Origin of the sequence: Idiomarina solivarensis, assembly GCF_033052755.1 — a bacterium.
In the GTDB taxonomy this organism is placed as follows: domain Bacteria; phylum Pseudomonadota; class Gammaproteobacteria; order Enterobacterales; family Alteromonadaceae; genus Idiomarina.
In genome coordinates this window covers 18,550-33,365 of record NZ_JAVFHZ010000002.1, presented here as the reverse complement: position 1 = coordinate 33,365, position 14,816 = coordinate 18,550, and the positions used below count along the sequence as shown (strand labels likewise).

At 49.7% G+C, this 14,816-nt stretch carries 12 protein-coding genes; 9 read left to right on the top strand and 3 right to left on the bottom strand.

Going from position 1 to position 14,816, the window contains the following annotated elements:
• Positions 1–72 precede the first annotated feature (72 nt).
• From RBK99_RS04180 to hemL, 4 genes are all read left to right on the top strand, one after another.
• Entirely contained in the window at positions 73–1,767 is a 1,695-nt protein-coding gene (locus RBK99_RS04180; RefSeq protein WP_317503391.1) for a chloride channel protein, read from the top strand.
• Positions 1,764–2,195, top strand: a complete 432-nt coding sequence (hemJ, locus tag RBK99_RS04175) for a protoporphyrinogen oxidase HemJ (RefSeq protein ID WP_317503390.1) — start codon at positions 1,764–1,766, stop codon at positions 2,193–2,195. Before RBK99_RS04180 ends, hemJ begins: the two co-directional genes overlap by 4 nt.
• A 70-nt stretch (positions 2,196–2,265) precedes the next feature.
• On the top strand, positions 2,266–3,279 hold the full coding sequence (locus RBK99_RS04170; RefSeq protein WP_317503389.1) for an aspartate carbamoyltransferase: 1,014 nt from the start codon (positions 2,266–2,268) through the stop codon (positions 3,277–3,279).
• A 43-nt stretch (positions 3,280–3,322) separates the two neighbouring features.
• Positions 3,323–4,609 carry a glutamate-1-semialdehyde 2,1-aminomutase gene (hemL, locus tag RBK99_RS04165; RefSeq protein ID WP_317503388.1) on the top strand — a complete coding sequence of 429 codons (1,287 nt, stop codon included), beginning with the start codon at positions 3,323–3,325 and terminating at the stop codon, positions 4,607–4,609.
• On the opposite strand, the gene mrcB is transcribed toward hemL, so the two are convergent.
• From mrcB to pepB, 3 genes are read right to left on the bottom strand one after another with little or no spacing between them, the layout of a single operon-like run.
• Positions 4,606–6,873 carry a penicillin-binding protein 1B gene (gene mrcB / locus RBK99_RS04160; RefSeq protein ID WP_317503387.1) on the bottom strand — a complete coding sequence of 756 codons (2,268 nt, stop codon included), beginning with the start codon at positions 6,871–6,873 and terminating at the stop codon, positions 4,606–4,608. The two genes, hemL and mrcB, sit on opposite strands and share 4 nt — an antisense overlap.
• The gene (gene hrpB / locus RBK99_RS04155; protein WP_317503386.1) at positions 6,873–9,326 is read right to left on the bottom strand and encodes an ATP-dependent helicase HrpB; all 2,454 of its coding nucleotides are present in this window, start codon (positions 9,324–9,326) and stop codon (positions 6,873–6,875) included. Before hrpB ends, mrcB begins: the two co-directional genes overlap by 1 nt.
• A 6-nt stretch (positions 9,327–9,332) precedes the next feature.
• Positions 9,333–10,631 carry an aminopeptidase PepB gene (pepB, locus tag RBK99_RS04150; RefSeq protein ID WP_317503385.1) on the bottom strand — a complete coding sequence of 433 codons (1,299 nt, stop codon included), beginning with the start codon at positions 10,629–10,631 and terminating at the stop codon, positions 9,333–9,335.
• A gap of 56 nt (positions 10,632–10,687) precedes the next feature.
• Between pepB and sfsA the strand changes: the two genes are divergently transcribed.
• The 5 genes from sfsA to folK all read left to right on the top strand — a co-directional run bounded on the left by sfsA (position 10,688) and on the right by folK (position 14,815).
• Entirely contained in the window at positions 10,688–11,392 is a 705-nt protein-coding gene (gene sfsA / locus RBK99_RS04145) for a DNA/RNA nuclease SfsA (protein WP_317503384.1), read from the top strand.
• Positions 11,393–11,535: 143 nt separating this feature from the next.
• Positions 11,536–11,988, top strand: a complete 453-nt coding sequence (gene dksA / locus RBK99_RS04140) for an RNA polymerase-binding protein DksA (RefSeq protein WP_054489640.1) — start codon at positions 11,536–11,538, stop codon at positions 11,986–11,988.
• Between the two features lie 6 nt (positions 11,989–11,994).
• On the top strand, positions 11,995–12,846 hold the full coding sequence (gene gluQRS / locus RBK99_RS04135; protein ID WP_317503383.1) for a tRNA glutamyl-Q(34) synthetase GluQRS: 852 nt from the start codon (positions 11,995–11,997) through the stop codon (positions 12,844–12,846).
• Positions 12,847–12,996: 150 nt separating this feature from the next.
• Entirely contained in the window at positions 12,997–14,322 is a 1,326-nt protein-coding gene (pcnB, locus tag RBK99_RS04130) for a polynucleotide adenylyltransferase PcnB (protein ID WP_317503696.1), read from the top strand.
• Positions 14,309–14,815, top strand: coding sequence for a 2-amino-4-hydroxy-6-hydroxymethyldihydropteridine diphosphokinase (gene folK, locus RBK99_RS04125; protein ID WP_317503382.1), 507 nt, complete (start codon positions 14,309–14,311; stop codon positions 14,813–14,815). The genes pcnB and folK overlap by 14 nt, the downstream gene beginning before the upstream one ends.
• Position 14,816 lies beyond the last annotated feature (1 nt).

Below are 14,816 nucleotides of genomic sequence, written 5' to 3'. Positions count from 1 at the left end.
CGTTTATGCTGATATGTTATTGATAAATATGCAAGCGTCATCCCACGGTTTAAGGTAAGGATCGTATTCTTAATGGCCTATCGCTCCGTACTTCGACAACAACTTCGAAAGCAGTTGGCGACTCCGTCGACCACTATCGCAATTTGTATTATGGGCTTAGCCGGCGGCATTTTAGCTGCTCTGGTCATTGCTGGCTTTCGCTTTGCAATTGAGCAGGGTGCCCATCTTGTCGGTAATGGCAGCTATTGGCAACAACCTTTACCAACCACTTACCGCTTTTTACTGCCCATTGTTGCCGCCGTGCTTATCTATGCTCTCTTTCGACTGTCCGGCTCTAAGCAAGTGCGGATGGGAATTCCTTATGTTATTCACCGCATGAAACAACACTACGGCATGCTGCCCTGGCGGAGTACCATTAATCAGTTCTTCGGCGGCATTATCGCTCTAGTCGCTGGCTTCAGTGTTGGCCGTGAAGGTCCGGCCGTCCACCTGGGGGCGTCAGCAGCCACGTGGATGGGATTTCACTTTGATGCTCCCAAAAATGCAATTCGAACACTTGCCGCTTGCGGTATTGCTGCGGCTATTGCCGCATCGTTCAACACCCCCTTAGCAGCCATGGTTCTGGTCATGGAAGTGGTTTTAAGAGAATACAAGGTTCACGTTTTTATTCCGGTGATGCTGTCGGCCGTTGCGGGGTCGCTGATTACCGAAGAAATTTTTGGGGTGACATCACAGTTAGCCGAGCTTTCCGCACAGGACATCCCGACCACGCAGCTACCTTGGGTGGTGTTACTCGGCATTGTGCTGGGTTTAGTCGGCGTGCTGTTTAAAAAGCTCATGCTGGACGTTATGGAAACCGTAAAGGACATGTCATTATTCACTCGCCTGCTCTTTGCGGGTCTCATCACAGCAATGCTGGCAGTAATCATCCCTACCAGCCTCGGACCTGGACTAACCGCTATTGAACAAGTCCTGAACAATCAAGGACAAATGTCGTTGTTGACCACGCTACTGATTGCGAAACTGTTTGCCTCAGCCATTGCTTTAGGTATGGGTATTCCCGGCGGTTTAATTGGTGCGGTGTTCGGTATTGGCGCCATTATTGCCGCCGTGTTTGTCGGGGCAGTTAATGGTCTGGGCATTCAACAGGCTTTGTCCTTCGATAGTTTCATTCTTTTAGGCATGGCCGGTATCCTGGCCGCATGCATCCACGCCCCCATGGCCGCATTATTAGCCATTGTTGAGTTGTCCCGTAGCGTTGAGATTATTATTCCAGCTATGCTGGTTATTGTGCCTGCGTATCTTATCTCCAGCCAGCTTTTAAAATCTAAATCGGTTTTCATTGCTCAGTTGGAGCTGCAAAACTTGCCCTACCAACTGGCTCCGGTTCACGTCGCTTTGCAAAAAACTGGCGTAGAAAACGTTATGGAAACGGATTTCAAATTACTGCTTGAGCCGACACAGAATGAGCTGGTCGACGCGCTCGAATCTGCTCACGCTAAAACCGTTATCGTTATGTCGGTTGACGAGGACAATCAAGCCACTTACCGGCTTGTTTCCTATGATATCAACGCCGGCGACAGCCCCAGTCTAAGCTATACACCCATTAAGGGTATTCGGGTGACATCGACCCTGGCAGAGGTTTATGATGAAATAGGTCAGCAGCGGCGTGGTGCGGTGTTTATCTACGAAATAGACGACGGTCAGCCGTGCGGTATCGTCACTTGGGAAATTGTGCGTAAAGCCTTACAGAGAGAACTTTCATGACATGGATACTATGGGTTAAAGCCCTGCACATTGCGTTTATGGTTGCCTGGTTTGCCGGTATATTCTATTTACCACGGCTGTTTGTTTACCACGCAATGAACGCAAAGCCCGCTGTTGACGAACAGTTATGTGTTATGGAAAGACGTCTACTGTACTTTGTCACGCCATTTGCAATACTGACTCTCATTTTCGGCTTGGTGCTAATTTTTGCCTATGGCTCAGCATGGTTTGCGGCCAGCGGCTGGATGCACACCAAACTAGTACTAGTATTACTGCTTTATATTTACCACGGGTACTGCTTCAAACTGCTAAAAGACTTCAAAACAGGCAGAAACCGTCGCAGCCACCGCTTCTATCGTGTGTTTAATGAACTGCCTGTACTGGCACTGTTCGCTATCATCATTTTAGCCGTGGTTAAGCCTTATTAGATTCTCTTGTGCCGCATGATTTGCTATAGTATTCGCCCAGTGACATTCTGCGGCAGAGGCGCACCTAAAGATGAATTTCACCGGCTCCAACATTCTTTCCGTCAATCAGTTCGATCGCGACAGTATTGACTACATATTTTCCGTTGCAGACAAGATGCAACCCTACGCTCGTCGTAAAAAGCGCACCAGAGTTCTGGATGGTGCCATTCTTGGAAATCTATTTTTTGAGCCTTCCACCCGCACCCGGGTCAGTTTCGGTACTGCGTTCAACCTGTTAGGGGGCGAAGTCCGGGAAACCACGGGTATGGAAAGTTCCGCTATTGCAAAAGGCGAGTCGCTTTATGATACAGCGCGTGTTTTAAGCAGTTACAGCGACGTCATTGCTATGCGTCACCCTAAATCTGGCTCTGTAAGAGAGTTTGCTGAGGGAAGCCGGGTACCTGTTATTAACGGGGGAGATGGCGCCAACGAACACCCGACTCAGGCGCTACTTGACCTGTACACCATTCAAAAAGAGCTGGCGTACCACCAGCAAAGCATAGATAACATGCACATTTGCATGATTGGCGATTTAAAATATGGACGCACCGTTCATTCGCTTTCTACACTGCTATCTATGTACAAGAATATTAAATTTACCCTAATTTCTCCTCGTGAACTTTCCATGCCAGGTTCCGTATTAGATACGCTGGAAAATGCGGGACATCACGTAACCGTCACCGAAAAGGTTGATGGCATTGTCGACGCCGATATTGTGTATCAGACTCGTATACAACAGGAACGCTTTGCCAGCCCGGAAGACGCCGATCAGTATCGTGGGAAGTTCCGTTTAAACCAGGATATTTATACTAAGCACTACAAACCGAACACCGTCATTATGCACCCGCTGCCACGAGATTCCCGTGCCGAGGCGAATGAACTGGATAACGATTTAAACCAAAACCCCAACCTGGCTATCTTCCGTCAGGCTGACAACGGAGTTCTGATTCGTATGGCTCTGTTTGCATTAACGCTTGGGGTCGTTGATCAGGTTGACCAACACGAATGCGATGTCATCTGGTACAGCGAAAAAAGCCAACCCTAAAGAGACAACCATGAAGAGCCAATCATAAGAAGGGAGTTACAACATGAGTCGCTCAGAAGAATTATATACTCAGGCACAAATTAGCATACCCGGCGGCGTTAACTCGCCGGTTCGTGCTTTTAACGGCGTTGGTGGCACTCCCATCTTCTTCGAGCGTGCCGAAGGCGCCTATATGTATGACGCTGATGGTAAGCGTTATATTGATTATGTGGGTTCATGGGGCCCAATGATTTTAGGCCACAACCATCCGAGCGTGTTGGAAGCGACAATACAGGCTGCAAAGCGTGGCTTGAGTTTCGGGACGCCAACAGAAATCGAAATTACCATGGCGGAAACCATCCGCAAAATTGTACCTTCGATTGAAAAAGTACGCATGGTGAACTCCGGTACCGAAGCCACTATGACAGCCATACGCTTAGCTCGCGGTTACACCGGTCGGGATAAAATCCTGAAGTTTGAAGGTAATTACCACGGTCATGCAGACTCTTTGCTGGTTAAAGCCGGTTCTGGTGCACTAACGCTGGGCGTTCCAAACTCTCCTGGTATTCCGGAAGACTTTGCCAAACACACCCTGACCGTGACTTACAACGATATTGAGTCAGTGAAGCAAATTTTTGCTGAAATGGGCGATGAAATTGCCTGCATCATCGTTGAACCGGTTGCAGGAAATATGAACTGTATTCCACCCGTTGACGGCTTTCTGGAAGGTCTACGCAGCATTTGTGACGACCATGGCTCTGTGTTGATTTTTGACGAAGTGATGACCGGTTTCCGTGTGGCTCCCGGCGGTGCTCAGGAACGTTACAATGTAAAACCTGACCTTACCACTTTGGGTAAAGTCATTGGCGGTGGTATGCCGGTAGGCGCTTTTGGTGGTAAGAAAGAGGTAATGGATTACATTGCGCCAGTCGGCCCAGTGTACCAGGCAGGTACGTTATCCGGTAACCCGGTGGCTATGTCTGCCGGCTTAGCGGCACTCCAGCAACTGTCAACACCGGGGCTGTACGACCAGCTTTATCAACGCGTTGATACTCTGCTGAATGGCCTGCAAGAGCGCGCTGATCGCGCCGGTGTCCCCATGACCACCAACCGTGCCGGCTCCATGTTTGGCTTCTTTTTTACTGAAGAACCTGAAGTCACCACATACGCTCAAGCCACCCAGTGCAATATGGAACACTTTAAAACCTTCTACCACGCTATGTTAGAGCAAGGCGTGTACCTGGCTCCTTCAGCGTTCGAGGGTGGCTTTATGTCTGCAGCCCATACCGAGGAAGACATTCAGGCAACACTTGATGCCGCTGAAAAAGCCTTCGCTAAGCTGGCTCTCTAACCCCCAAATAAACTCTCCCACCAGCTTTTCTCGCGGATATCACCCTCGCAGGTGATGTCCGCAGGAAGCCGGATTTCCTCCGCAGGTAATTTGCGACCATTCTCACAGTCATCCGGTATTTTTTGCCCGGTCGTTGGGTGAAAGTTCTGCATAACCAGTGGTTCCGGAACATCTAAAGCAATGCTCATGGGTGGTAGATAACCATAAAAATCAGCTGCCACTTTTAATGCGCCACTACTCCCGGTAAGACCAACCGGTTGGTTGTCATCACGCCCAAGCCAAACCGTAATAACCTGCTCACCATCTACGGCAACAAACCAACTGTCCCGGTAATCATTCGTCGTTCCTGTCTTTCCACCAACAATCTGTCCGGCTAACGCATCTTGTAAGCGGCTGGCCGTTCCTTCAGCAACCACGCCATGCAAACCATAGCGGGTCAAGTACGAAACCGTTTTATCAAAAACCTCTTTCTGCTCGGGTTCCTGGCGTTGATATAAGGTTTCCCCTTGGTGGGTCGTAATAGAAGAAACGGCAGCCAATGGCTGGTAGCGTCCGTCATTCATTAATGCACTATAAATACGTGTCACCGCCATAGGCGACAGTGACACTGAGCCTAGCGTCATAGAAGGGTAAGAGTCTATCGGAGTTACGACGCCCAGCTCGCGCAAATAACTCGCCAGTCCCTCAATTCCAACTTCCATACCGACTCTGACCGCAGGTAAGTTTCGCGACTGAACCAGCGCATCATACAGCAGCAGGCTTCCTTTAAATTCCTTGTCGTAGTTCTGCGGTTTCCATTCTGTTTGGTCTTTACCCGGCAAAGTAATAGGTTCATCCGCAACCGGGGTGTGTAAACCGATACCTTTATCCTGCATAGCCGCTGCATAGATAATAGGTTTCATCAACGAACCAATGGGCCGTAATGCCAATAATGCCCGGTTGTAACCTATTGCCTGACTCAATCGTGCTCCGGCCAATGCAGTCACTGTGCCGCGACGATAATTGGCCACCACCATAGCGCCTTCCACTTGTTGGTCGGCATCGCCGGCCATGAGCCTTTGAGCCAAGGAGCGGCGCACAGCATTTTGCACATCAACTTGTAAGTGAGTAAAAATTTTCAATCCCGTTTCTTGCCAGTTTTCTGGTAAGGCGATGCGTTTCATTTCACGACGCACCAAGTCCATATAATGCGGATAAGGATGCTCCACTAAACGCCGGCTTTCCTTAACATCAATTGGCTGCTCTACCGCCGCCACATAGCTTTCTCTGCTCAATAAATCATTGGCAAACATCACTTTTAAAACCGTGTCACGACGCTCTCGTGCTCGCTCGGGAAAGCGCCTTGGATCGTAATAGGACGGTCCTTTTACCATTCCCACTAACAGAGCAATTTCATCAGGGTTTAGCTCCTGCACTTGCTTCCCAAAGTAAAACTGACTTGCCAGACCAATACCATGAATTGCATTGCGGCCATCCTGACCGAAATAAACTTCGTTCAAATAGGTTTCTAAAATCGTATTCTTATCAAAGCGGTAGTCTATTACCAACGACATCATGGCTTCGTGAAACTTACGCCACAATGTTTGTTCTCTTGTGAGGTAAATGTTTTTGACCAGCTGCTGAGTCAGAGTAGAGCCACCTTGAACGGTTCTACCCGCCTTTATATTGGCAACCAGAGCGCGAAGAATTGACCAGGGCGATACTCCCTGGTGATGATAGAACTCTCTATCCTCAACGTTTAATAAGGCTTCTATCAGTAGATTAGGAACGACTTCCAACCCGACTAATAAACGATCCTCTTTACTTAAGGTGCTAATCCGGCCAATCAGTTCAGGCTCCAGCCTAAAGCGTTCAAGCTTTGCTCCACTTGGCCAGCTTTCTATAGACTCTATACGTTCCCCTCTAAAATTAACCCGAACCCGTTGCGCCATTTGCGGACCGTCAGAAAAATCAAAAGGGCGTCGATGCACCATAACGTGACTATCAGCGACTGAGTAATAGCCAGACTGTTCAGTATTACTGTTGCGCACATAACCCGCTCTATCCAGCGTATTGACTAGTTGCGGCAAACTCATGGGTCGGTTTCTGGCCAAAACGACTTCGCCGGCGTAAACCAGGGCAGGAGCCTGGTAACGCTTATCACTAAAGTGTTTCGATAAACTGGCATCCAGATAAATTGCGTACAACGCAATGACGGCAGAAAATACCAAACCAATTTTTACACTTGTCCAGAATAGGTATTGAAACCACCGACTTTTAATCACTACTGATGCCTTTTGGTTTTGAAGGTTGCGGTCGCATTTAACGGATCTTCTGGCCATGGGTGCTTAGGATAACGACCCCGCATTTCTTTACGCACATCGGCATAGGCGTTTTGCCAAAAACTGCCAAGATCGTTCGTTCGCTGCAGTAGCCGGCCCGCCGGTGACAGAAGATCAAGGGTTACTATTTGCCGATTATCGATAATTCTGGGTGACTCAGACACACCGAACATTTCCTGCAATTTGACCTCAACTCTGGGGTTGGCGTCCAGATAATTTATAAACACTTTACGTTCTGTGGGTGTCTCCCACCATTCAGGACACGCTTTGTTAACTCGTTGCAAATCCGAATAGTCAAGAAAGTAGCACAGCGCCTCGTAGGGATCCCACTGCTGCAATTGCTTTAACGAACGGATAGTCGTCCAGTAAGGAGCAGCCCAGCGTTCCAGACTGTCCAGCAAACCTTCATCCGTCAGGTCGTATACACTCAATTCATTGGCTTGTTGTAGCCAATAGACCCGAGCTTGCAGCTGTTGCGCCCGCCGGCTCCAGTTCAGCTTTTCAAGACCATTGCTCCGCAACCACCGACAGAAGGCGTCAAATCTTTGTTCATCATTTATTGGGCCACTCTCGACGGTCTGACTGAGCACAATGGCACCGAGTTCAGTACGGGCCACTTGCCGAAGTTGCAGCTGTTCTCCTATCCATTCGGTTGTTTGTTTTTTCTGCAGTGGGATCCCGGCCTTTTTCAACGGCGCCAGAATGTCATCAACTGGCAACAGACAGCGGCTGCGGCTTAAATTATTTTGCTCATGAAAGGTCACATCGAAAATAATGGCCCAGGGCAATTGTTTAAGTCGGCTGTTGTCGCCGCTCACCCGCCCGCCACAAGCTAGCTGAAAGTCACCCCGGTCAGCATCATACTTTGCGACTCTGTCGGGGTAACCCTGGAGTAAAGCTGTGATCAGCCCGTCGTTATTCGTTTGCGACGACTCTTTCAACTCAAAGTAGTTAAGCCAATGGCGCCAGCGCTGCTGCCAAAGAGCTGACTGTTGGCGTTGTTGGAAATGGCGCTGGCTCCGCTCCGCCAAATCAATCTCTTTAATAGCACTTTGAGGCTCTTCCAGTGTCGCCAGAACACGTGCCATAGCGGCCTGCTGCTCTTTCCCAAGCGCTTTTGCTGCATCAGCAACGAGTAAAATTCGGGGTTCCGAACCACCTGACTCTAACTGTCGGGCTTTCGCTGTTAACTGTCGCTGCGCTAGCAGCCCGGCTTGAGTCAGAAAGTCTTCAGCGGCTGCACAATGTCCCGGTTCAGGCTGAGTAAACCAGGCAAGCTCATTAACCTGACTGCCCCAACGCAGAACATCGAGCACTAAGGCCGATAAATCCTGTGTTGCAACATCGGGTGGGGCATATTCAGCAAAGCCGTGCTCATCGGAGCGTGCCCATAAGCGAAAACACTGCCCGGCCTGCTGCCGTCCTGCACGCCCGGCTCGTTGTGTTGCCGATGCTTTCGCAATCCGGTACGTGCTCAGCTTGCTCAGTCCATATTGAGGTAAGTACTGAGACCGGCGTTCGCGGCCGCTGTCGACAACAACATCGATACCGTCGAGCGTTAAGCTCGTTTCCGCAATATTTGTCGCCAGAATAATACGTTTTTCGTCAGTGGCGTTTAATACTTCCCGTTGTTTCTGCAGCGGTATACGACCGTGCAATGAAAAAATGGGCGTATCTGCGTTTAACTGTTTGCTCAGTTCTGTCGCCACTTTTTGGATTTCATAAACACCAGGCAGGAACACCAGAACACCTTTTTCGGCGGCAGCAAAAGCTTCTGCCACCACTTTGGGTAATTCCGCCAGCCATTGGGTGACATGAGAAGGAGGTCGGTAATGATATTCCACGGGATAACTCCGGCCCTCACTGCGCAAAACCTGCACGTTGTCGCAGTAGTTTTCCAGCCAGAGCTTAAGGTTTTCAGCCGGTAAGGTCGCCGACATAACCAGCAAGTTTAAGTCCGGGCGCAGCGGCAGTGCATCAATTACCAGAGCAAGGCTCAAGTCACTGTGCAAATTGCGTTCATGAAATTCATCAAAAATGAGTGTGCCAATGCCGTTAAGTTCAGGGTCGTCCTGTAACCATCGTACTAAGACACCTTCCGTAATAATAAGGAGTTTAGTTGCTTTACTTCGTTTACTGTCGCCTCGTACGGTGTAACCCACTTGCTGTCCCACGGGCTCACCGAGCTGCTTAGCCAAATAGTGGGCAATATTGAGAGCGGCAACACGCCGGGGCTGGAGCATAACGATAAGGCCGTCATCAGCAATCCCCTGCTGCAACAGAAATAACGGAAGTTGTGTTGATTTACCAGCGCCGGGCGGCGCCTCTATAACGACACGCGCTGCCGGAAAGGCTTTCGCCAACGCCGGCAGCACGCTCTCAATTGGCAACGTCATGCCAAATTAATCACCTTGTACGGTTGCGGCTATGGTTCTGACGCCAGCGGCAGTTGCCCCGGTGGCCCACATGGCGGTAGCCGATTTTTGGTAAGCACCGGCTAGATCAAAGTGTAACCAACCTTTGCCTTTATTCGGTGCGAAGCGCAGTAAAAAGCCCGCCGCATTACTAGCTCCACCGGCTCCACCGCCTTTCTGAGGACGGCTGTTTGCAGTGTCAGCAAAGGCCGACGGACAGTTTTCACTGTGCCATGGTGCCAACGGCAAGCGCCACAACAGCTCGTTTTCCTGATCCGCATTGGCAAGTGCTTTAGTCGCAGCCACTTCATCCACACTAAACAGCGCGTTGTACTCGTTGCCGACAGCCATTTGCGCGGCACCGGTCAGAGTGGCTGCATCAATGATCTGTTTAGCACCAAACTCACCAGCGGCCTGTAATCCGTCAGCTAGCACCAGACGTCCTTCTGCGTCAGTATTAACCACTTCGACCGTTAGGCCGTTTTTGTAGCGAATAATGTCACCTAACTTATAAGCACGACCATCAATCATGTTCTCTGCACAGCAAAGCAACAGTTTCACACGTTTATTGAGACCACGGCGTATTGCCAATGATAATGCGCCGGATACCGTTGCTGCACCGCCCATATCACATTTCATCGACAACATGCCTTCGCTCGGCTTAATGCTGTAACCGCCACTGTCATAAGTAACGCCTTTACCAATCAGTGCGGTCTCTACCGGCGCGTTGTCATCACCGGTCGGGTTATAGTCCAATACCAATAAGCCCGGTTCCTGCTGACTTGCACGGCCTACCGTGTAAATTCCCATCCACCCGGCGTCTTTCAGTGCTTCACCTTTTATGAACTCAGCACTCACTGCGTCTGGCGCCAGCGCTTTAAAATGCTCAATGACACGGTTCGCCAAGCTTTCAGGGTAGATATCCTCTGCCGGCAAGTTAGTCAGCTCGCGACTGAATCGAGTCGCTTCACGCATAGCATCCAGCTCTCTGATCGCTGGTTCATCTGTTTTATTCCAGATAATCTGATTGGTCGACAAGGTTGACGTAAAGCCCTGCGACAACGCCCACTGACGCTCCAGGTTCCAGTCGTTGCCGGCCGCTTCAATGGTTACGGCTCCGGTGTTGTCCAGAGTCCGGCCTGCTTTCTGGATCCGCCGCAGGTTTTCTGCCTCATCTTCAACCAAAACGATCTGTGCTTTATTTTCACCGAATACTAAGTTTGATTTCGGGTTCCAATAGCTTGCGGGGGCTTCCTGAGTTAAATAGATTGCGAGTGCGCTGGACATTCTGTACCTCTCCCGATAATTTGCTGTCTGTTTATACTAGAGTTATGAGGCCTCTGATGCAATTTAACAAGCCCCTGCGCCAGGGAGTTTTACAAAAAAGGTACAAGCGCTTTTTGGCTGACATCGGCTTTAATCAGGGCGAAATAACCACCGTACACTGCCCTAACACAGGTGCGATGACAGGCTGCGCAGAGCCCGGATTTAAAGCGTGGTGCAGCGTTTCTGATAACCCGAAACGTAAATACTCACTTACCTGGGAGCTGGCGCAGAACGGAAAAGGCGATATGATTGTAGTAAACACTCAGCACGCCAACCGTATGGCAGGAGAGTTACTGCAAACCGACTTAGTACCTGAACTTAGCCAGTGGCAAGAGCTCAAACCTGAGCAACGTTACGGTAAAGAAAAAAGCCGCATCGACTGGTGGGGAATAGATAAAAATAGTCGTGAGTGTTTTGTTGAAGTAAAAAGTGTCACGCTAGCCGATGGAAATTATGGCTACTTCCCTGATGCGGTCAGTCAGCGTGCCCATAAACACTTGAATGAACTCATGCAAGTTGTTAAACAGGGGCATCGTGCAATACAACTTTATATGATCATGCATGAAGGTATCGACAACGTTACACCAGCATCGCACATTGATCCTAAATACGCGGAACTCTGTAAAAAGGCAGTGTCTGAAGGAGTCGAGTTCTACGCAGTGAAATGCACTGTCTCACCCCAAGAAATTAAACTGGAGAGACCAGTGCCCGTAACCCTTTGAAACTCAGCACACTCGCGATTTTTAACAAGAAATTTGACGCTAATAACGTTGCCAATACCGATCCTTTCTGGTATACGTAGCGTCCTTTTTTTAAACGCACGCTTTTAAAGCACTCTTTATATAGAGAATGTAGGAGATCCATGATGCCTCAAGGCAAGGATAAGAAAACCCATGGCATCCTGGCGATGGCCGGCCTGGAGCCGTATCAGGAGAAACAGGGCGAAGAATACATGAACGATGCGCAACGTTCGCATTTTCGCCGTATTCTGGAAGAATGGCGTCGTCAATTACGTCAGGAAGTTGACCGTACCGTGCATCACATGAAAGATGAAGCGGCGAATTTCCCTGACCCGGTAGACCGTGCTGCTCAGGAAGAAGAATTCAGTATCGAATTACGTACCCGCGACCGCGAACGTAAATTGATTAAGAAAATTGAAAAGACATTACAAAAGATCGAAGAAGATGACTTTGGCTTTTGCGACTCGTGTGGCATTGAAATTGGCATCCGGCGTTTAGAAGCACGCCCTACAGCTGACCAATGCGTCGACTGTAAAACACTAGCCGAAATCAAAGAGAAGCAAATGACTGGAGCCTAACGGCTCATGTATCGTGGCCGTTTTGCACCAACCCCCTCTGGCCCTTTACATTTGGGATCATTGGTAGCTGCCGTTGGTAGCTACTTAGATGCCAAAGCTCACCATGGCGAATGGTTAGTTCGTATCGAGGATGTTGATAAGCCCAGAGCAGTTCCCGGAGCAGCCAATACCATATTAGCGCAGCTGGAAGCACATGGTTTAGAGTGGGATGGGCCTGTTTTATTTCAAGGCCAACGCGACCTGACTTACCAGTCTCGACTAAACCAATTGCAGGAAGCCAAGCTGCTTTATCAGTGTGATTGCAGTCGTCAGGCCATTCGTGCCCGCAGTAGTCACTATGATGGTTACTGTCGCAACCGCCAACCCCGAACGGCACCCTACGCCCTGCGTTTCGTGAATAAAAACCCTGTTACTGAATTTACCGACCGCGCGCATGGCTTGGTCACTGATAATGCGCCCTCCGTTCGCGAAGATTTTGTACTGAAACGTCGGGATGGGCTTTATGCCTATCAACTGGCCGTGGTGGTCGACGACATTGAGCAGGGAATAACCGATATTGTGCGAGGCAGCGACTTAATTACTCCCAGCTTCTGGCAGCTGACATTATGGCAGGAGTTTACCGGCACGCAGCCGCAAATGATGCACTTACCGCTGATAATGAATAACGACGGTCGCAAGCTAAGTAAGCAGAACCACGCCCCGCCAGTAGACTCCAGCCAGGCCAGCAACAACGTATTTAGTGCCCTTAAGTACCTTGATATTCACCCCGAACCAGAACTGCGGCATGGTCCAATTACTGACCTATTGCAGCAAGCGTTGCAAAGTTGGCGCAAAAAGTGGCATAAAACGGGTCGTTAACGGTACAATATACAAACAACCACTAATTCTAATTAAAAACAATGGTAAGGGAGAACCACCATTATTAAGCGAATTAAAGCACTGGCGAAGCGAGCCTTTTCCAGTAAAGCGGCAGAGCCTGAATCCAGCCGGTTACCAAAATTACAAATTATCCCCAGGGACAAGCACCCGATATCTCGCAACGATATCAGTAAAAATGCCATCAAGGTTCTTTACCGGCTGCATAACAGTGGTTTTGAAGCCTATCTGGTGGGTGGCTGTATCCGTGATATTTTACTGGGGCTTGAGCCGAAAGACTTTGATGTCACAACTAACGCTACCCCGGAACAGATAAAGTCTCTGTTTCGCAATTGCCGGTTAATTGGCCGGCGTTTTCGTCTGGCACATGTAGTGTTTGGCCGGGAAGTTATTGAGGTGGCAACCTTCCGTGGTCACCATGGCGACAGTCCTCAGGAAGAAAACAAGAAAAACCGAACGGCAGACCAGGACGAACATGGCCAGCTGGTTCGCGATAACGTCTACGGCAGCATAGAAGAAGACGCTGAACGTCGGGATTTCACCGCCAACGCGCTCTACTACAATATCGCCGACTTCGCCATTTATGATTTTGCCAACGGTGTTGATGACATTAACGCAGGCCTCTTACGCATGATTGGCGACCCGGAAGTACGTTATAGGGAAGACCCGGTAAGGATGCTGCGAGCGGTGCGCTTTGCCACCAAGCTGAATATGCAGATGGATAGTTCCGTCAGCGGCCCGTTGAAAGAGCTGGCCCCACTGCTGACTAACATTCCGCCTGCCCGTTTATTTGACGAATTCCTAAAAATGTTTATGGCAGGTAAAGCCGAAGCTAACTTCCTGATGATGACGGAATTCGGCTTATTCCAGCAGCTATTCCCTATGCTAAAAGATTACCTGGATGATGAACAAGCGCCGCCTTACCAGATGATGCTGAAAGCCTTTAAGGATACTGACAAACGTATAGCCGAAGAACAGCGGGTTACGCCAGCGTACTTAATTGCTGTGCTGCTATGGTGGCCGCTGCAAGCTCGTCGCGAGCAACTTGAAAACGAAGGTGGCCTGCCACCAATGGACGCACTCAACGTAGCAGCGGCTGATGTCATCCACCGACAGTCACAACGCCTCTCTCTGCCTAAACGGTTCAGCCTGCCGGCCAGAGATATCTGGCAGTTACAACGCCGGCTGAATGTGACGAAAGGCGCTCGTGCCATGAAAGTACTTGAGCACAAACGTTTTCGAGCAGCCTACGATTTCCTGTTATTGCGCTCTCATGCTGAAAGCGATGATAAAAAACTGTCCGAGCTCGCGGCACACTGGAGCAAAGCACAAGACAATCCCGCTCAGCTAAAAGCATCAAAGCCGGGGCCGGGATCAGGATCAGGCCGTCGCAAACCACGCCGTCGTCGTGGTCCGCGCCGAAAGCCTCAGGAAAACAAAGGCAATGAGTCAACTTAACGCCTTTATTGCACTGGGCAGCAACCTGGGCAAGCCGGCAGAAAACATATTGTCGGCTTTAAAGGTTTTGAGTGAAGACCCCCGCTGGCAGTTGTTGGCGTACTCCTCTCTTTACGGCAGTAAACCGATGGGCCCTCAAGACCAACCGGACTACGTTAACGCGGTTTGCTCGGTAAGCACTAAGCTGACGGCAGCTGCGCTATTACAGGCCTTGCACGATATCGAAGATGCTTTTGGTCGCAAACGCGTGAGACATTGGGGCGAGCGCACTCTGGACCTTGACCTGCTGCTGTTCGGCGAGCAACAACATCACTCTGAGCAATTACGAGTACCTCACCCCGGCTTATATGAGCGTAACTTTGTGCTTGTCCCCTTAGCCGACATAGCGTCTGATTGGCTGCTACCGAATGGCAGGACAGTTACACAACAAAAAGACACTCTTACCGAAGATAGCTTAGACATGATAATCTGTCGGTCCGATATATCCATCTAAT